18 protein-coding genes are annotated in these 20,153 nt (G+C 32.1%); 13 read left to right on the plus strand and 5 right to left on the minus strand.

What is annotated here, in order from left to right; genetic code table 11:
* Positions 1-152: 152 nt before the first annotated feature.
* The 8 genes from VDP25_RS07010 (at position 153) to VDP25_RS07045 (ending at position 7,245) form a co-directional block, all read left to right on the plus strand.
* Positions 153-1,937 (plus strand): tetratricopeptide repeat protein, encoded by a 1,785-nt coding sequence (locus tag VDP25_RS07010; RefSeq protein WP_334468191.1) that lies wholly within the window; start codon positions 153-155, stop codon positions 1,935-1,937.
* A gap of 187 nt (positions 1,938-2,124) precedes the next feature.
* Positions 2,125-2,445: a DUF4286 family protein gene (locus VDP25_RS07015; RefSeq protein WP_215928107.1), complete on the plus strand. Its 321-nt coding sequence runs from the start codon at positions 2,125-2,127 to the stop codon at positions 2,443-2,445.
* 81 nt (positions 2,446-2,526) lie between these two features.
* Positions 2,527-3,315, plus strand: a complete 789-nt coding sequence (gene rsmA / locus VDP25_RS07020; protein WP_334468194.1) for a 16S rRNA (adenine(1518)-N(6)/adenine(1519)-N(6))-dimethyltransferase RsmA — start codon at positions 2,527-2,529, stop codon at positions 3,313-3,315.
* Positions 3,316-3,404: 89 nt separating this feature from the next.
* Positions 3,405-4,778, plus strand: a complete 1,374-nt coding sequence (gene mgtE / locus VDP25_RS07025) for a magnesium transporter (RefSeq protein WP_334468198.1) — start codon at positions 3,405-3,407, stop codon at positions 4,776-4,778.
* A 49-nt stretch (positions 4,779-4,827) separates the two neighbouring features.
* Positions 4,828-5,766: a 2-hydroxyacid dehydrogenase gene (locus VDP25_RS07030; RefSeq protein ID WP_334468200.1), complete on the plus strand. Its 939-nt coding sequence runs from the start codon at positions 4,828-4,830 to the stop codon at positions 5,764-5,766.
* Between the two features lie 29 nt (positions 5,767-5,795).
* Positions 5,796-6,251: a DUF1801 domain-containing protein gene (locus tag VDP25_RS07035; protein WP_334468202.1), complete on the plus strand. Its 456-nt coding sequence runs from the start codon at positions 5,796-5,798 to the stop codon at positions 6,249-6,251.
* A 54-nt stretch (positions 6,252-6,305) separates the two neighbouring features.
* Entirely contained in the window at positions 6,306-6,692 is a 387-nt protein-coding gene (locus tag VDP25_RS07040) for a VOC family protein (RefSeq protein WP_334468204.1), read from the plus strand.
* Between the two features lie 73 nt (positions 6,693-6,765).
* The gene (locus VDP25_RS07045; protein WP_215928119.1) at positions 6,766-7,245 is read left to right on the plus strand and encodes a YtxH domain-containing protein; all 480 of its coding nucleotides are present in this window, start codon (positions 6,766-6,768) and stop codon (positions 7,243-7,245) included.
* 45 nt (positions 7,246-7,290) lie between these two features.
* Here the strand turns inward: VDP25_RS07045 and VDP25_RS07050 are convergent, their stop codons facing one another.
* Genes VDP25_RS07050 through VDP25_RS07065 form a run of 4 tightly spaced genes read right to left on the minus strand, consistent with a single transcriptional unit; the run spans position 7,291 to position 11,875 of the window.
* Positions 7,291-8,310, minus strand: coding sequence for a carboxypeptidase-like regulatory domain-containing protein (locus VDP25_RS07050; RefSeq protein WP_334468207.1), 1,020 nt, complete (start codon positions 8,308-8,310; stop codon positions 7,291-7,293).
* Positions 8,300-10,129 carry a GNAT family N-acyltransferase gene (locus VDP25_RS07055; RefSeq protein ID WP_215928122.1) on the minus strand — a complete coding sequence of 610 codons (1,830 nt, stop codon included), beginning with the start codon at positions 10,127-10,129 and terminating at the stop codon, positions 8,300-8,302. The genes VDP25_RS07050 and VDP25_RS07055 overlap by 11 nt, the downstream gene beginning before the upstream one ends.
* 19 nt (positions 10,130-10,148) lie before the next feature.
* A complete protein-coding gene (locus VDP25_RS07060; RefSeq protein ID WP_334468211.1) occupies positions 10,149-11,399 on the minus strand; it encodes an aspartate kinase in 1,251 nt (416 codons plus the stop codon).
* Positions 11,399-11,875, minus strand: a complete 477-nt coding sequence (locus VDP25_RS07065; RefSeq protein WP_252723707.1) for a GNAT family N-acetyltransferase — start codon at positions 11,873-11,875, stop codon at positions 11,399-11,401. The genes VDP25_RS07060 and VDP25_RS07065 overlap by 1 nt, the downstream gene beginning before the upstream one ends.
* A 127-nt stretch (positions 11,876-12,002) precedes the next feature.
* Between VDP25_RS07065 and fbp the strand changes: the two genes are divergently transcribed.
* Positions 12,003-13,007, plus strand: a complete 1,005-nt coding sequence (gene fbp / locus VDP25_RS07070) for a class 1 fructose-bisphosphatase (RefSeq protein ID WP_334468213.1) — start codon at positions 12,003-12,005, stop codon at positions 13,005-13,007.
* Positions 13,008-13,082: 75 nt separating this feature from the next.
* Here fbp and VDP25_RS07075 read toward each other — a convergent pair whose 3' ends face one another.
* Entirely contained in the window at positions 13,083-13,514 is a 432-nt protein-coding gene (locus VDP25_RS07075; protein ID WP_215928138.1) for a TerB family tellurite resistance protein, read from the minus strand.
* A gap of 116 nt (positions 13,515-13,630) precedes the next feature.
* On the opposite strand from VDP25_RS07075, the gene mfd reads away from it, so the two are divergent.
* The 4 genes from mfd (at position 13,631) to VDP25_RS07095 (ending at position 19,941) form a co-directional block, all read left to right on the plus strand.
* Positions 13,631-16,963: a transcription-repair coupling factor gene (gene mfd, locus VDP25_RS07080; protein ID WP_334468216.1), complete on the plus strand. Its 3,333-nt coding sequence runs from the start codon at positions 13,631-13,633 to the stop codon at positions 16,961-16,963.
* The gene (locus tag VDP25_RS07085; protein ID WP_334468218.1) at positions 16,960-17,826 is read left to right on the plus strand and encodes a DMT family transporter; all 867 of its coding nucleotides are present in this window, start codon (positions 16,960-16,962) and stop codon (positions 17,824-17,826) included. The genes mfd and VDP25_RS07085 overlap by 4 nt, the downstream gene beginning before the upstream one ends.
* A 64-nt stretch (positions 17,827-17,890) precedes the next feature.
* Positions 17,891-18,604: a class I SAM-dependent methyltransferase gene (locus VDP25_RS07090; RefSeq protein WP_334468220.1), complete on the plus strand. Its 714-nt coding sequence runs from the start codon at positions 17,891-17,893 to the stop codon at positions 18,602-18,604.
* 35 nt (positions 18,605-18,639) lie between these two features.
* Positions 18,640-19,941: a TlpA family protein disulfide reductase gene (locus VDP25_RS07095; protein ID WP_334468222.1), complete on the plus strand. Its 1,302-nt coding sequence runs from the start codon at positions 18,640-18,642 to the stop codon at positions 19,939-19,941.
* The last annotated feature ends 212 nt before the right edge of the window (positions 19,942-20,153 follow it).

The following is a 20,153-nucleotide window of genomic DNA, read 5'->3' on the forward strand; positions in this document are numbered from 1 at the left end:
ACAAAAATAATGGTTAATAGCACATTTATTTTGCTGGTAAATGCCTAAACTTTAGTTTAGGCATTTTTTTTGTGAAATGTTTTTAACTAACTTTTACAATATCTAGGTTTAGCATTTGTTATATTTGGAGTTATCTTAACAAAAACAGTTACATGCTACAGCGATTTTTCATTTTGCTTTTTATTTTAGGATGGCATTCTGGCTTTGCTCAAAACAACGAAGCTCAAGCAGAAAGTTATTACAAGAAAGGAGAGTTTAAAAAAGCACTTATCATTTACGAGAACCTAGCTAAAGAAAAGCCATATAACTCTAACTACATTTATAAACTAATTGATATTCATCAGCAATTAGAGCAATATAAAGACGCTGAAAACATTATAGTACAACGGCTAGCAAAAAGACAAAATCCCACTATGCTTGTTGCTTTAGGTTACAATTTTCAACTTATAGACAGTTTAAATAGAGCAAACAAACTATATGATGAAGCTATTGCTTTTGTAGATGAAAAACCCAACTACATTTATAGTATCGCACAAAAATTTGAAGATTATTCACTCTTAGACCAAGCGATTAAAGTTTACGAGAAAGGAAAAATTTTAACACCAGATAGAAATTACACAATTCAATTGGCTCGTATTTATGGTGATCAAGGTAACATAGAACAAATGTTTGCTAATTATATAGATTACGTAAATTTTAAACCCAACAACCTCAACAATATAAAACGTGCCATCACTGATTTTATTTCAGAAAATAAAGACAATGAGAACAATGTTTTTTTAAGACGACTACTTTTAAAAAAAATACAACAAGAACCAAAACCTTATTGGTATGATATGTTGAGTTGGTTATATATTCAAGAAAAAGCCTATAACAAATCCTTTATTCAAGAAAAAGCACTTTACAAACGTAATCCAGAAAGTTTAGACCGTATAATTGAATTGGCAGAAACCGCTAGAAAAGATAATGATGATGACACTGCAAAATCAATTTTTAATTACATATTAGAAACCACACAAGACAGAGCTACTGCTTTAATTGCTCATCAATATATTTTAGAAATAGATACTAAAACTGCAGACGAAAAAACCTTAAAACTTATTGATGAAACTTATAAGAATCTGTTTCTTGAGTTTGGCAAGTCTCAGTTAACGATTCCGCTACAGTTAGCCTATGGAAAATTCTTAGCCTTTAATCTTAAAGACACAGAAACTGCTACTAATTTCTTAAAAGAAAGCTTAGAACTAAACATTTCTTATTATAGAAAAGCTAAAATCAAATTGTTATTGGCCGATATTTTAGTGCTCCAAGAAAAGTTTAATGAAGCCTTAATTTTTTATTCTCAGATTCAGACCGAATTAAAAAACAGCACTATTGCGCAAGAGGCACGCTTCAAGGTTGCCAAAACAAGTTATTATAAAGGAGATTTTGATTGGGCAGAATCACAGCTCAAAATCTTAAAATCATCAACATCTCAATTAATTGCAAATGATGCTCTAGATTTAAAACTATTAATTTCAGATAACAAATTTGAAGACAGTTTACAAACTTCATTAAAATTATATGCTAAAGCAGACTTGTATGCTTTTCAGAATAAAACAGACGAGGCCATATCGCTTTTAGATAAAATTTTAGAAGAACACAAAGGTGAAAGTATTATCGATCAAACACTTTACCAACAAGCAAAACTCTTCGAAAAGAAAAAACAATATATTAAAGCCGAAGCTAATTACTTAGAAATAATAAAGGATTATAGAGACGGTATTTTGGCTGATGATGCACATTACCATTTAGCAGAACTCTATAATACATCATTAGCAAACCCAGAAGAAGCCAAACAACTGTACGAAAAAATAATATTTGAATACCAAGACAGTATTTACTTTATAGAAGCACGACGCAAGTTTAGAATGTTACGTGGCGATAGTATTAATTAATCGTTCAGACTTTAGTTTGCATATTACCAATTATATCCAATAGCTTCAAATTGACCTCTTTTCTCTTTATAAATATTTATGCTAAAGTTATAACACATTTACATTAGCGCCTTTTTCAACTTTGTAAAACCGCAAAACCGTTTACTTCAAAATTCATACTTTTGCATCAAATTCTTATGACCCAAATATGATTATTTATAACGTTACCCTTAACATAGATAAAAGCATCCATCAAGAATGGCTTGAGTGGATAAAAGAACACATTCCACAAGTATTGGCTACAGGACTATTTAAAGAAGCCAAACTCACTAAAGTTTTGGTAGAAGATACCGAAACAGATACCTACTCGGTACAATACAGAGCGCATTCTAGAGAAGCGTTAAACTCTTATTATGCAGAACATGCAGAACGCTTAAAACAAGATGGATTACAACGTTTTGGTGAAAAAGTTCTATCTTTTAGAACAGAATTAGAAGTTGTAGATGAATATTCGGTAACTATAAATTAAGGTTTCTAAAGTAATTCTGCTTATCTCTATCTAGCTCTGTGTATCTTTGCGTAACGACTAATTAAAAACATCCGTGTATTTGTGGCAAATCAACACCAAGTAAAAGCAAAAAAACATCTAGGGCAACACTTCTTAGAAGATGAATCTATAGCACAAGACATTGCAGATAGTTTATCTCTTGAAGGTTATAAAGATGTCTTAGAAATTGGTCCAGGAATGGGTGTATTAACGAAGTACCTTTTAAAAAAAGATACCACTACACATGTTATTGAAATTGACACAGAATCTGTAGACTATCTAAAAAACAATTACTTAAACCTTGCCGATAGAATTATTGAAAAAGATTTTTTAAAATACGATTTAAACCTTGTTTTTAAAGACAAACCTTTTGCTATTATTGGTAACTTTCCATACAACATATCCTCTCAAATACTCTTTAAGACCTTAGAATTAAGGCATCAAATCCCTGAGTTTTCAGGTATGTTTCAAAAAGAAGTTGCACTGCGTATTTGCTCTAAAGAAGGTTCAAAAGTTTATGGTATTTTATCAGTGTTAACCCAAGCGTTTTACGATGCAGACTATTTATTTACAGTTCCTCCAACCGTTTTTAATCCTCCACCAAAGGTAGATTCTGGAGTATTATTATTAAAACGAAAAGAAAATTACACGTTACCTTGTGACGAAAAACTATTTTTTAGAGTTGTAAAAACCGGTTTTCAACAACGCAGAAAAACATTACGCAACAGTTTAAAAACATTCAATCTGTCGGATAATTTAAAAGCAAATACTATATTTGGGCAGCGACCAGAACAATTAAGTGTTTCTCAGTTTATTGAACTGACTTCGCTTATTGAAAATGATATAAATTAATTGTAATTGCGAGTATTGCGAAGCAATCTATCTCTCTATTAAAAAAAGATTGTTACGCCTTTTGTCCTCGCAATGAAGGAAAGCATTAAGTGGAAGACATCCAAGAAAACATACAATTTCAGCTTACAGATGAACTTATTGAAAAGGTAGAAATCCTTGTTGAAGATCAAAACGACAAAGATTTAAAAGCTTTATTAAATGAGTATCACCATGCAGATATTGCCGAAATTCTAGATGAATTAGATTTAGAAGACGCGGTTTATGTCATAAAACTTCTAGATTCTGAAACCACTTCAGAAATTCTAATGGAACTCGATGAGGACATTAGAGAAAAAGTACTTAAAAATCTTTCTACTAAAGAAATTGCCGAAGAGGTTGAAGAACTAGATACCGATGATGCGGCAGATATGATTGCCGAGCTTCCTGAAGAAAGGCAAGCAGAAGTTATCTCCCAAATAGAAGATGACGAACACAGAGAGGAAATCCAAGAACTTTTAGCCTACGATGAAGACACTGCAGGTGGACTCATGGCTAAAGAATTAGTAAAAGTTTACGAAACTTGGACTGTTGCAGGTTGCCTACGTCGTATTAGAGGACAAGCCAAAGACGTTACAAGAGTACACTCAGTTTACGTAGTAGATAAGCAAGACAAACTTATTGGCAGATTATCTTTAAAAGATTTAATCATTTCTAAAAGCGACCAAAAAATAGCAGATATAGCTAAAGATAATGTGGACTGGGTTCATGTTAATGACGATGTAGAAGATGTTGCCAAAGTAATGGCAAAATATGATTTGGAAGCCATTCCTGTTGTTAATGACAATCAAACTTTAGTAGGTAGAATTACTATTGATGATATCATTGATGTTATAAGAGAAGAAGCAGATAAAGATTACCAATTAGCGGCTGGTATTTCGCAAGATGTAGAAGCAGATGACAGCATTTTTAAATTAACAAAAGCACGACTACCTTGGTTGTTTATTGGTATGTTTGGCGGACTTGGAGCTGCTAGTATTATTGAACAGTTTAATGACAATATGGGCAATTTTATTGTATTGCTTAGTTTTGTGCCGTTAATTCAAGCTACTGCGGGTAATGTTGGTGTACAATCTTCGGCTATTGTAGTTCAAGGTATAGCTAATGGTACTATAGATGGTAAAATCTTAAAACGATTATTTAAAGAATTTTTACTGGGTTTGGTCAATGGTGTCGCAATTTCACTTGTTGCCATTCTTATCACACATTTTATATTTGGAACTCCATATATAGTATCTATAACCATAAGTATTGCATTAATTGCTGTAATTGTTATGGCTGCTATTATTGGCACATTTATTCCTATTTTTTTAGATAAAAGAGGTATTGATCCGGCTGTTGCAACAGGCCCATTTATTACCACAAGTAATGATGTTTTTGGTATATTAATTTACTTCTTAATAGCCAAATTGATTTTAGGAATTTAAGCCCCTAAAAACATCTAAATATTAAAAATATGCTTAAACTAGTATGACCATGAAAGTACTGCACCTAGACTCTAATCACCCTTTACTTATAAAACAACTTAACGCGTTAGGATTTACCAATCACGAAGATTACAAAGCCTCAAAATCTGAAATTGAAGCCAAAATTTCCGAATATGATGGCATGATTATTCGCAGTCGCTTTAGTATTGATAAAGCTTTTTTAGATGCCGCAACAAACCTAAAATTTATAGGACGTGTTGGTGCAGGATTAGAAAACATAGATTGTGATTATGCCCAAAAAAAAGGCATTCATCTCATTTCTGCCCCAGAAGGCAATAGAAATGCTGTTGGCGAACATGCTTTAGGAATGTTATTATCCCTATTTAATAAATTAAATAAAGCAGACAGAGAAGTTAGACAAGGCCAATGGTTACGAGAAGAAAACCGTGGGTTAGAATTAGACGGAAAAACTATTGGACTCATTGGCTATGGAAATATGGGTAAAGCCTTTGCAAAAAAATTAAAAGGCTTTGATGTAGAAGTATTATGCCACGATATAAAAACAGGTGTTGGAGATGCCAATGCTAAACAAGTTATTTTAGAAGAGTTAAAAGCCAAAGTAGACGTATTAAGCCTTCATACACCACAAACTGCATTAACGTTAAACATGGTTAATTCAGAATTTATAAATGGATTTAAAAAACCATTTTGGCTCATAAATACAGCACGCGGAAAAAGTGTAGTCACAGAAGATATAGTATTAGCTTTAAAATCTGGACAACTATTAGGTGCAGGATTAGATGTTTTAGAATACGAAAAATCATCTTTTGAAAATTTATTTTCTTCAAACACCATCCCAGAAGCCTTTCAATATTTAATAGAATCAGAAAATGTTCTTCTCTCGCCTCATGTGGCAGGTTGGACTGTTGAAAGCAATATAAAACTAGCACAAACCATTGTAGATAAAATTAAAGCAAAATTTTGCTAAATTTAGAACAGTGTTAAATTTAAAACTAAATGACATCAACAGCAACTACTCCCGAAGAATATATTGCACAACTTCCTGAAGATCGGAAAGCACCAATTACCAAACTAAATGAACTCATAAAGAAACACATGCCTGAGGGACTAGAAGCAGGCATGAGTTATGGTATGTTAGGTTATTATGTACCAAAATCTATTTATCCAGATGGTTACCATTGTAAGCCTTTTCCGCCTTTGCCTTTTATAAATTTGGCTTCACAAAAAAACTTTATTGCACTTTACCATTCCGGTATGTATGCCAAAAAGGAATTATACGATTGGTTTGTAGCAGAATATCCTAAACATTGCAAATACAAATTAGATATGGGGAAAAGCTGCGTGCGTTTTAAAAAAATAGATGATATTCCTTATGATTTAATAGAAGAACTATTAGGTAAAATGTCTGTTGAAGAATGGATTAGCATTTATGAAAATACGATAAAAAAATAACATATAAAATACAGGATTTCAATAGCTGAAATTCTGAAATAAATTCAGGATAAAATGAAAAAAAGAGTTACGGGAATTGGCGGACTATTCTTTAAAACCAAAGATCCAAAAGCAGCAAAAGATTGGTATAAAAAGCATCTTGGTTTTAATACAGACGATTATGGTTCTACTTTTTGGTGGAAAGACAAAGAGGGAAAAGATTGCTCAACACAATGGAGTCCGTTTGCAGAAGACACTAAATATTTTGAACCTTCAAAAAAAGACTTTATGTTTAACTATAGAGTTGAAAATTTAGAAGCGCTTTTAAAGGTTCTAGAAAGTGAAGGAGTAACTATTGTTGGTGATATGGAGACTTATGACTACGGGAAATTTGCATGGATTTTAGATAATGAAGGCAATAAGATTGAATTATGGGAACCTATTGATGCTGCTTTTCAGTAATTCATATTTGTTTTTTTACTAAATTTAACGTTTTAACTTTTATACCAAATACTAACCTCTAAAACGATTAAAAATGTCAGATGATAATAAAAATTTAAGTGATGACCTAGATGATATGATAGGTGATGCTAAAGAAGGAGCAAAAAAAGCAGGAGATAAAATAAGTCAAAAAGCTAGCGAATTCTCAGAAGATGCTAAAGAGTTTGGTCGTGATGCCAAAGAAGCAGCTAGTGAATTTGCTGATGATGCCAAACAAGTATTTAGTGATGGTAAAAATGTTGGCATTATTGCTCATATGACCTTTATTGGCTGGATAATAGCTATTGTAATGAATAGTAGTAATAAAACCGAATTTGGTTCTTTCTACATAAGACAGATGTTAGGCTTAGTTATAATTGCTATAGTTACATCATGGATTCCAATTATAAATTTAATCATGTGGCTTGTCTTACTTGTAGCATGGATTATGAGTGTAATTGCTGCTTTAGGTGGTGAAATGAAACCAACATTTTTATTTGGTAAACAATTTCAAGAATGGTTTAAAGGCCTTTAAAAATATTAAAACCCAGAATTAACATTCTGGGTTTTCTTTTTAGCATTAGTTTTCACTTTTATTAAATCTATAATCCAAAAGCAGAGTATCGCCAACACGTTGGTTGCCCATAACTCCACTAAAATAGACTCCAACAATTGGAGAATAATTGCCATACTTATCTACATTGAATTTAGGAACAGATGTCTGTATCACTGAACCTTGATCAACTTTATAATAAATATCCAATTTCTCTTTTAACATAACCGTTTTATAACCAAACGCATCTGTATCATAAATAGTAAAAAAATCATAAGGGTTAACCGTAAAACGCTTTTGGGCAAACATATAACCATCCTCATCTAAAGACCCATGAAAAAGTGCTCGCATGAAGTGTTGTACAGATCCCTTAAAAGCATGGTCTCGGTGTTTTATTGTTTTAGATTTTTCAGCTTTGTTTAAATCTTTATAAAATGAAGTCCCAAAATAGACAACAGAATGTGTAGTAAATGTTTTGGTTTCTAGATTTACATATTTATAGTTCACTTCAAAATCTGCAAGATCATAAGAAATTTCATATTGCAATGCCTTGTTTTTAATCTTAAGTACAGCATTTGAGCTTACGTATAAAGCTTTATTACTTTTATCATACTTTAAGACTAAGTCATCTTCATTTACTATTTTACAAGACTTACCAAACTCAGATGTTCCTAAAAATTCCTTTCTAAAAAGACGTAATTTTTGTCGTCTAGTTAAACCATCATCATATTCAATAAGCACTTCACTTAAAGCGTTATCTGCTTCAACGAGCTCTATAGAAATATTGTTTTGACTTCTATAATCGGAAATAAAAACTTTTTCATAGCCTAAATAAGAAATAACTAAAGTAGATTGTACAACGTCTGTATAAACTATTGAAAACACTCCATTGCTATCTGTCGTTGTACCTATTGTGGTATTATCAAAATATACAGCAGCAGTTTCAATAGGTTGTTGTGTTATTTTATCTACAACACGCCCTGTAAACGTTTGCGACACACAAAATAAAGGTAAAAGAAAAATAATTAGATAAGTTTTACTTATCATGATTATCCATGAATTTACGTTCTAACTCAGCTTGAAACTCTTCCATTACTGGTCTAACAGTACTTTCTGGTAGGTCTGCAATTTTTATATACATTAAGCCGTCAACCGCATTATTAAATAAAGGATCGACGTTAAATGCAACGAGCTTAGCATTCTGCTTGATATATTTTTTAAGTAAAACGGGTAATCGTAAAGCTCCTGGCTCTACTTCGTCTATAATCTTATCAAACTTATTTAAATCGGCTTCTGTTGCATCAAAAACAAAATCCTTATCTGCATCTTGAAGTTTTACTTTAAATTCTTTTTTAGGATGCACGTATTGCGCCACATAAGGATCGTAATAATGAGACTTCATAAATTCAATCATCAAACTTTTAGAAAAGTTAGAAAACTGATTACTTATACTTACTCCTCCTATTAAATATTTATGTTCTGGATAACGTAACGTGGTGTGTACAATTCCTTTCCAAAGCAAAAATAAAGGCATTGGTTTTTGTTGGTATTCTTTAATGATAAAAGCACGCCCCATTTCTATGGATTGGCTCATCATTTTATGTAATTCGGGCTCAAAACGAAATAAGTCTTGCAAGTAAAACCCATCGATTCCAAAGCGTTCAAAAATTTTAGATCCTAAGCCCATTCTATAAGCTCCTGCAATGACATTTTTCTCGTTATCCCATAAAAACATTTGATGGTAGTAAGCATCAAAAGTATCTAAATCAATAGCTTCGTTAGTCCCTTCGCCTACTTCTCTAAATGTAATTTCTCTAAGCCTTCCTATTTCTCTTAAAATATTAGGAATATCTTTAGGAGAGGCTAAAAACACTTCGTAATTTTTGCTTTCTAAAAGCCTACAATCACTTACTCTAAGCTTATCTACCTCAGCAATCATCACTTTTGGTGCTATAGGAGTCACAATACGTTTGGGTATTTTGGCCACCTTTAATTGTGATTGAATATTATCTAAAATTTTAGGTTTATCTTCAAACGTTTTAGATAACATATACGTTTTTCGTCTTAAAAACTCTGAAAATTCGGGAAGACTAGGATGCTCTTTTTGATCTTTTACAGAAATTGCTTTTCCAACTCTAACCTTAATAACACGGCGTTTTTGAGTTAACAACTCCGAAGGTAATTTTGCTGTTCTAAGTGTGTCACTTAACTTAGAAAGCCTATAAAACAAACGGCTATTTTTAGCATGAAAATAAATAGGAACTACAGGCACTTCTGCTTTCTGAATTAATTTCATAGCCGCAGCTTCCCACTCCTTATCAACCACTAACTTTCCATCTCTATATGTAGAAACCTCTCCTGCTGGAAAAACCCCTAACGGGTGCCCTTCTTTTAAATGTAAAATTGCATTTTTAAAACCGGCAATACTGCTTGCCGCATCTTTTCTGCCTTCAAAAGGATTTACAGGCATTATATATGGCTTTAGAGGCTCTATACGATGCAATAGAAAATTAGCAATAATTTTAAAATCGCTTCGCTGTTCTATCATTAATTTTAACAGTAAAATACCATCAATACCACCTAATGGGTGATTAGAAATTGTAATGTAAGGCCCTTCTTTAGGCAGACGCTTCATATCTTCTTCAGGTATTTCAAACTTAATCTGAAATTCATCCAAGATAGCATCAAGAAATTCTACATTACTAAGGTGTTTATTACGGTTATAGATTTTATTTAGAGTAGAAATATTAAGCACTTTCATTAATACCCATCCCAAAAAAGTACCTAAGAATCCATACTTATCAGCATGGATTGCTTTAGCGACTTCCTTAGCGGTTACTAAACCAGTATCAGACGATTTCCCCATAAAACAAATGTAGTAAAGTTTATTTAGTTACAATTTGTACTGTTCCTTGCGTTAATTGCTTCAATAATACCTCTTTATCTTTTTCAAGCTCTTTTATAGCAGCATCATTATAATGCCTAATGGTATATAGACTTACATTTTCGTGACATGTTACATTGAATTTTGCTTTTAAATGCTGAAGCAATTTTTCTAAATTATCGTATAAATTATCTATACAAACAGAAAAACTAATTGCTGAATTCTGAATGACATCAACTTTCATTTTATACAAATGTAATAAACTAAAAATCTCACTAATATTCTCTTCCATAATATATGAAAAATCTAAAGACGATAAAGAAATTAAAGTCTGATTTTTTTTCACAATAAAACACGGAATCTCAGGAACTAGAGCTTCTCCTTTACTAACACATGTACCACTTCCCTCTGGGTTTAAAAAAGATTTTACATATAAAGGGATTTCTTTTCGTTGTAAAGGTTGAAGCGTTTTTGGATGAATTACAGAGGCTCCATAAAATGCTAATTCAATAGCTTCTCTGTATGAAATTTGATGCAATAATTGTGCATTTTCAAAGTAGCGTGGATCTGCATTTAATACACCTGGCACATCTTTCCAAATTGTTACACTATTTGCATTTAAACAATAAGCAAAAATTGCGGCTGTATAATCACTTCCTTCTCTACCTAAAGTTGTTGTAAAGTTATTAGAATCACTCCCTAAAAATCCTTGCGTAATATTTAAAACATTTACATCTAAATTAGATAAAATATTAGCTTGGGTTCTTTCCCAATTTACGTTAGAGTGCCTGTAATAATTATCTGTTTTAATAAACTCTCTTACATCTACCCAATTATTCTTTAAACCAATATCATTGAGGTAATGGCTAATAATTGTCGTTGAAATTAATTCACCAAAACCAATAGTTTGATCATAAACATAATTGTAATCTGGTGATTTATTACTTTTAAAAAATGTATTTAATTCGTCAAAAAGTGCTTTTATATCTGAAAACACTTGGTGATTTTCATTTTTAAACAAATTGACCATAATGTCGTTATGACATTTAACAACCTCATGTATTGCACTTTGCAGTTCAGCTTTATTTTCAAAATAATTTTTGATAACCAATTCCATTCTATTGGTTGTCTTACCCATTGCAGAGATTACAACTAAAGTATTATTATAACCTGTAGTTTGCAATACTTGTGCTAAATTTTTTACACCGTTTGCATCTTTTACCGATGCTCCTCCAAATTTATAAACGCGCATTATAGTTGGTTTAAATAATTAGTAATTCCATTTTCGTCCAAATGCACCACATCCCAATCTCGCATTACATTTGCTCCTTTACTTTCATAGAATTTTATGGCAGGCTCGTTCCAATCTAAAACGTCCCAACAAATTCGTTTTACACCTAAATCTTTTCCATACTTTACTACAGTATCTAAAAGTTGAGAGCCTAATCCTTTACCTCTACTTTTTTCGCTAATAATAAGGTCTTCTAAATGCAAAACTTCCCCTTTCCATGTAGAATATCTAGGGTAAACTAAAGCAATACCTTCTATAATATGGTCTACTTCTAAAACAAAACAAGTAAATTTTGGCTGAGTACCAAAACCATCTTTTTCTAAATCAGAAACACTAACTTCTACAGCTTCTGGTTCTTTTTCAAAGGTTGCTAATTCTTGAATGAGTTCTAAGACTCTTGGCATATCTTCCTTTACGGCTAATCTTATCTGGGTCATTATATGTCTTAAATGAAAACTCAAATATAAACCAACTCTGTTGACATAACAATTAATTTACAACACGAAAACGTTATAGTTTGTTAAAAAATGCGATATTTGCTTGCTACTAATCAATAATTTACTCATGTCTAAAAGAAATCAAACCTTAGGAGAATTTATAATTGAAAATCAAACGTCTTTTAAATACACTTCTGGGGAACTTTCCCGACTTCTTAACTCTATACGCTTAGCCGCTAAAGTTGTAAACCACGAAGTAAACAAAGCAGGTTTGGTAGATATAATTGGTGCTGCTGGAGACACTAACATTCAAGGTGAAGATCAGCAAAAACTAGATGTATATGCCAATGAAAAATTCATACAAACCTTAACCAAAAGAAATATTGTTTGTGGTATTGCTAGTGAGGAAGAAGATGATTTTATTACGATTAATAGTCAAGATGAAAACCACCAAAATAAATATGTTGTATTAATAGATCCTCTCGATGGCTCTTCTAATATAGATGTTAATGTGTCTGTTGGTACTATTTTTTCAGTTTACAGACGTGTAACTCCATTAGGCACACCTGTTTCTTTAGAAGATTTTCTTCAAAAAGGGATCGCGCAAGTCGCTGCAGGCTATGTGGTTTATGGAACCTCTACAATGTTAGTTTATACAACTGGTGATGGCGTTAATGGTTTTACATTAAATCCGGCAATTGGTTCGTATTATTTATCACATCCAAACATGCAATTTCCTGAAGATGGAAATATTTACTCTGTAAATGAAGGAAACTATTTAGATTTCCCTTTAGGCATCAAAAAATATATTAAATATTGTCAGGAAGATGAAGGCGAAAGACCTTACACAAGTAGATATATTGGCTCTTTGGTTTCAGATTTTCATAGAAACATGATCAAAGGAGGTATTTATATGTACCCAAAAAGTTCTAAAAACCCTAAAGGAAAATTACGCTTGCTTTATGAATGTAATCCTATGGCATTTATAGCAGAGCAAGCCAATGGAAAAGCTAGCGATGGCTACACACGTATTATGGACATAGAGCCAACAGAGCTTCATGAACGCGTACCTTTTATTTGTGGCAGCAAAAACATGGTAGAAAAAGCAGAAGAGTTTATGCGTAATAATTAAGCCTAGAAAAAAGTAATAAAAAAAAAGCAACCTAAATTAGGTTGCTTTTTTTTTATAATATAAGATCTAAAACGACTATTTATTCATGTTTTTCATTTCTTCAACAAACGCATCTAAATCTAATTTGTCGTGTGCAAGAGCTAAAGCTTTATCTGCAATATATTTTGCATTTTGAGAATGAAATCCTAAGCCAACACATAATTTTTCTAATAACCAATGCTGATTTGGTCCTTCGATATCATCAACCCAAACCATACGCGCCAAATCATATAAACGCTCTAAACGCATATCATAAGATGTTGGTGGATTTATAGAATGTGTATCGTAATCTTTTAAAATTAATTTATAATCGGCTTCTGAGATATCTAATCGTGTTGCTAAACGATCCAAAAAAGCTCTTTCTTTATCAGTGATTACACCATCACTCATTGCAACTCTTACAATAGCTGCAAAATGGTCTTCATTACGTTTTTTAAATCCGCTATCGAATAAATCTGAAAATGACATATATATACTTTATTTATTATCTAATTAATAATTCTGAACAAATATAATTCTATTCAAAGAATTATCATTAGTGAACACTTCAAAAATTTTATATTTGCATCTTCAAACAAAGAAACTTGAGTAAAGTATCTATTGCCCAAACATTCGCACAGACTTTGCAACTGCAAAATCTGCAGACTGCTATTGCCCAAAGCGAAACAAAAACACATTTAAAAGGTCTTGTTGGCTCTTCATTTTCAATTACGGTTTCTGAAGCCTTTAAAACAGCCGACAAACCCTTTTTACTAATCTTTGACGACAAAGAAGAAGCCGCCTATTACCTCAACGATTTAGAACAGCTCATAAACACTAAAGATGTGTTGTTTTATCCAGGAAGTTATAGGAGACCTTATCAAATTGAGGAAACCAATAATGCCAACGTACTCTTACGAGCCGAGGTTTTAAACCGAATTAATTCGCGTAAAAAACCGTGTATTATTGTGACCTATCCTGATGCCCTTTTTGAAAAGGTCGTCACCAAAAAGGAACTTGAAAAGAACACTTTAAAAATTTCTGTTGGCAACGATTTAAGCATCGAATTTGTTAACGAAGTCTTATTTGAATACAAATTTAAACGTGTTGATTTTGTTACCGAACCTGGAGATTTCTCAGTAAGAGGTGGTATTGTTGATGTGTTTTCATTTTCACATGATGAACCTTACCGAATTGAATTTTTTGGTGACGAAGTAGATAGCATTAGAACCTTTGATGTAGAAACACAACTCTCTACAGAGCGCATTAAAAAAGTGAGCATCATTCCTAATGTGGCTAATAAAATGATTGCTGAACAACGCGAAAGTTTTCTTAAGTACATTTCTAATAAAACTGTTATTTTTTCTAAAAATGCAGCTTTAGCGTTTTCACGAATTGATGATTTTTATGAAAAAGCAGAAGACGCTTTCAAAAACTTATCTAGCGAAATTAAGCAGGCTTCACCTGAAGAATTGTTTTGTAATTCAGACTTATTAAAACGTCAGTTTTTAGAATATCCTTTAGTCGAATTTGGAAATGAAGCCTATTTTGCTCAGCAACTTATAGCATTTTACACTAAGCCACAGCCTGCATTTAATAAACAATTCAATCTGTTAATTGAAGATTTAAATGAAAATCACGCTAAGGGCATCACCAATTATATCGCTTGTGTTAGCGAACAGCAAGCGAAACGTTTTCATGATATTTTTGATGACGCAGAACAAACCGTGCATTACAAAACAGTAGTGCTTTCACTTTATCAGGGTTTTATAGATACCGAACACAATCTAGCAATTTATACCGACCACCAAATTTTTGATCGTTATCATAAATTCCATCTTAAAAATGGTTATGCCAAAAAGCAAGCCATTACTTTAAAGGAATTAACAAATCTTGAAATTGGAGATTATGTTACGCACATTGATCATGGTATTGGTAAATTTGGAGGTCTACAAAAAATAGATGTTGAAGGTAAAAAGCAAGAAGCCATAAAATTAGTCTATGGCGAGCGCGATATTTTATACCTAAGTATACATTCACTTCACAAAATCACTAAGTTTAACGGTAAAGATGGCAAACCACCAACCGTTTATAAATTAGGAAGTAAAGCGTGGAAAACCTTAAAGCAAAAAACAAAATCAAGAGTTAAGGAAATTGCCTTTAACCTTATTAAGCTTTATGCCAAACGAAAACTAAAAAAAGGCTTTCAGTACGCACCAGATAGCCATATGCAATTGGAGCTCGAAGCTTCATTTGTGTATGAAGATACTCCGGACCAAATCACGTCTACAGCAGATATAAAAGCTGATATGGAAAGTGAACGACCAATGGATCGCCTAATTTGTGGTGATGTTGGTTTTGGTAAAACGGAAGTTGCTATAAGAGCCGCTTTTAAAGCCGTAGATAATGGCAAACAAGTTGCTGTTTTAGTACCAACGACGATATTGGCATATCAACATTCACGTACTTTTAAAGAACGTTTAAAAGATTTTCCGGTAACTGTTGATTATGTTAATCGTTTTAAAACAGCTAAAGAAAAACGCGAAACTTTAGAAGGTTTAGAAAAAGGAAATATTGATATTATTATTGGTACGCATCAATTGGCTAGCAAAAACGTAAAATTTAAAGATTTAGGCTTACTAATTGTTGATGAAGAGCAAAAATTTGGAGTTGCCGTTAAAGAAAAACTGAGAACCATTAAGGAGAATGTTGATGTGTTAACATTAACAGCCACGCCTATTCCTAGAACGCTTCAATTTAGTTTGATGGCTGCTAGAGATTTATCCGTTATTAATACAGCACCACCAAACCGTTATCCTATTGAGAGTCATGTGATTCGTTTTGGTGAAGAAACCATTAGAGATGCGGTGAGTTATGAGATTCAGCGTGGTGGTCAAGTATTTTTTATTCATAATAGAATTGAAAATATAAAAGAAGTCGCTGGTATGATTCAGCGATTAGTGCCTGATGCCAAAATTGGTATTGGCCATGGGCAACTCGATGGTAAAAAATTAGAAAATCTCATGCTCGCCTTTATGAATGGTGAGTTTGATGTCTTGGTGAGTACCACGATTATAGAAAGTGGCTTAGATGTCCCAAATGCAAATACCATTTTTGTTAATAACGCTAACAATTTTGGTTTAAGCGATTTGCACCAAATGCGAGGTCGTGTTGGTCGTAGTAACAAAAAAGCCTTTTGTTATTTTATTACGCCAGAATATTCGGCAATGACAGCCGATGCTAGAAAACGAATTTCAGCTTTAGAACAATTCACAGAATTGGGCAGCGGATTTAACATTGCGATGAAGGATTTAGAAATTCGTGGTGCAGGTGATTTACTAGGAGGAGAACAAAGTGGATTTATTAATGATATTGGTTTTGATACCTATCAGAAAATTTTAAATGAAGCCATAGACGAATTAAAAGAAACGGAGTTTTCAGATTTATACAAAGACGACGGTAAACCAAAGGAATATGTAAAAGACATAACTATAGATACCGATTTTGAGTTACTATTTCCAGACGATTACATCAACAATATTACTGAACGTTTAAATCTCTACACCAAACTCAACGCGATTAAAACCGAAGAAGAACTCGCTAAATTTGAAACTGAAATTATTGACCGATTTGGCGAACTACCAACACAGGTTTCAGATTTATTAGATAGTGTACGACTTAAATGGATTGCCACAAAAATGGGCATTGAAAAACTGATTATGAAGCAAGGCAAAATGATTGGTTATTTTATTCAAGATCAACAAAGTGGCTTTTATCAGAGTGAAGCATTTACTAAAGTCTTACAATTTGTACAGATGAATGCAAGTAAATGTAAAATGAAAGAAAAACAAACCCGAAAAGGATTACGCTTAATATTAACTTTCGAAAAAATTAAGAACACAAAACAAGCACTTGCTGCCTTATCCGATATTAAATGAATGAAAAAAGTCATTTAAATCATCTTTTACTGCTCATTTTTGCAACAGTTTGCCTTAGCACTTCTGGTCCTTTGGGTAAATTTATAGACATGCCAACTCCTGTAATTATTTGGTGGCGCTCTATTTTAGCTGTAATTATACTTTTCTTGTTTTGTGTTTATAAAGGCATTAATTTAAAAATAAGCAACAAAAAAGATCGTCTCACCTTTTTTATCGCTGCTTTATTAATGGGTGGCCATTGGATTTTCTATTTCTATGCTCTAAAGCGCTCTAATGTAGCTATTGGCATGATTTCGTTATTTACGTTTCCTGTTATTATAGCCTTATTAGAACCTTTTTTTTCAAAAACAAAATTAGATCCTATACACATTGTACTAGGATTAATGGTACTAGTTGGCATATCTATTTTAGCCCCAGAATTCAATTTAGAAAGCAGTCAATTACAAGGCATTATGTTTGGTTTGCTTTCTGCTATATGTTATGCTTTAAGAATTTTAATGCTAAAGGAGCATATTGCTACCTATAATGGTACCATGCTTATGTTTTATCAAGTTGTAATTTTAACCATTGTATTGGCACCTGTTTTATTTTTTATGGACACCTCTAATATTACAACACAATACCCTTACGTTTTGTTATTAGCTATAGTAACTACAGCTATTGGACATACCATGTTTGTTCAAAGTTTAAAATACTTTAAAGCGAGTACAGCGAGTATTATTGGTAGCACACAACCTATATTTGGAATTATAATTGCATTTTTTTTCTTGAATGAAATACCATCGTTTAATACATTTATTGGTGGCAGTTTGATATTAGCAACCGTAATTATTGAAAGCATTAGATCTAAAAAGATTAAATAGAGTTATAATGGCTTAATTATTGAGGGTATTCAGTGGTTAGCATTTTTGTAAATAAGGCTTAAGCATGAAAGAAATTTACGAACCAAAATTCGTCGAAAATCTGTTTGATAAAATGTCGGGGTCGTATGCTTATATGAATTACATCACTTCATTTGGATTTAGCGAACGTTGGCGAAAACAATGTGTTGAAGAACTACATATTGAAGACAAAAAAGTGATTGTGGATTTAATGACTGGTATGGGCGAATGCTGGAAGCACGTACTCAATAAGAACACTATAAATTCACAGCTTATTGCTTTAGATTTTTCATCTGAAATGATAAAACAAGCAGAGAAAAACAAACTAAAATTTCCACATTCTAAAATTACAATTTTAAAAGAGGATGTTTTTCATAATTCAATAGAAAACGAATCTGCAGATTATATTATTTCAGGGTTTGGACTAAAAACGTTTAATGCAGAACAACTAAATGCTTTAGCAAATGAAATTGACAGGCTATTAAAACCAAATGGAACGTTTTCCTTAATTGATGTGTCTGTTCCAAAAAATAATATTTTGAAGTTTTTTTATCTGTTTTACTTAAAAAATGTCATTCCGCTTTTAGGAAGGCTTTTTTTAGGCAGTCCTGAAACTTATAAAATGTTAGGTATTTATACGGAAGCTTTTGGCAATTCAAACAATGCTTTTCAAATTTTTAAAAGAGATAATTTTGAAGTCGAATATATCAATTATTTTTACGGTTGCGCAAGTGGCATAAAAGGCAAAAAAATAAAATAACAATTAGCAAACAGTTTTACAAAACATACAATATCATGAAAAAATTATTAATCCTATTTTTGGTTTTACCTTTAATATGTCAAGCTCAAAGTGTAAAAGGCACATTTTCACCTGCCGAAGATTTTAGCTATGCCTTTTTATACCAAGCTACGCCAGAAAGTGCTAATTACGTCGACAGAGGACAGCTTGACCGTACAGGTAATTTTGAAATCCAATTAGACTCTACCGCAAAACCTGGTATTTATAAAATTGTATATGCGATTCCGCCAGAAGAAAACAATTTCGATTTTATCTACGATGGAAAAGAAAATATCTCCTTTAATTTTAGTCAAGAAAATGGTGTAAGCTTTACAGAATCGGAAGAAAACAAACTTTGGAACTCTTATCTTAAAAGCATTGATATGGTTAACCAAACCATAAGCAATTACTTCGCTAAAGAAAACTCAGATAAAAAAGGTTTTAAAGCTATTTTTAAAACCTTAAAAGATACACAAACAGGCTATGAAGAATTGGCTCAAGGTAAATTAGTGTCTAGTTTTATTATCGCAAACAGACCTTATATTCCTACGGAATATGAAGACATCTCCACCTATTCAAAAAACTTAAAGCAACACTATTTAAGTCAGATTGATTTTAGCAATTACCTACTACAAAGCTCATCATTTTTAATAGATCGTGTTACGGCCTATGTGTTTAATATGGTAGAAAACCCAAGCAACGCCACTTATAAGGCGCATATTGACGATGTAGCAGCAGCTATAAACACCAATGACTTAATTATTAAAACAAGTTTATTGGAAATGATTTGGAAGCATTTTGTAGATCAAAAAAATCATGAAGTTGCTAATTATATTACTACCAATTATTTGTTAGAACTAGCTAAGGCTACAGAAAATAATGTTTTACTAGACATGGTTATTTCTTTTAAAAACACCTCTATTGGATCTAAAGCTCCTAATTTTGATATTACCTCTAACGGAAAAAACACCAACTTACATCAATTAAAAGGTGCAGAACATTATTTGCTTATTTTTTGGAGTAGCACTTGCAGTCATTGTTTAAGCGAACTACCAAAGGTAAAAGAAATGGTTGCCAACAAACCCAACTTAAAAGTTGTTGCCTTTGGATTGGAAGACGATAAAAAGAGCTGGAATAATGAAATTAAAAACTACCCCGATTTTATTCATCAAATTGGTTTAGGTAAATGGGATAATCCTGTTGTAAAAACCTATGGAGTTTCGGCAACACCAATGTATTTTTTATTGGATTCTTCTAAAATTATTACAGAGAAACCTTATGAACTTAAAGATCTAGAAAATTTACTAAAGCAATTATAAAAACATTAAAAAGTAGACTATAGTCATATTAGCACTTATTTATAGGATAATTAATCAAAGAGGTACAAACGCTAACAATCTTGATTAATTTCAAACTAATTAAAAAAGAAAACGCTCAGAAAAACAAGTGTTTTATCTGAGCGTTTTGAAACTAAATAACCAACCAAATTTAGTTTCATTTCTATGGTTTTATCTTTTTTTGAGGTCACTTA

Origin of the sequence: Winogradskyella sp. ECml5-4 (assembly GCF_036903175.1) — a bacterium.
GTDB classification, from domain to species: Bacteria; Bacteroidota; Bacteroidia; order Flavobacteriales; family Flavobacteriaceae; genus Winogradskyella; species Winogradskyella damuponensis.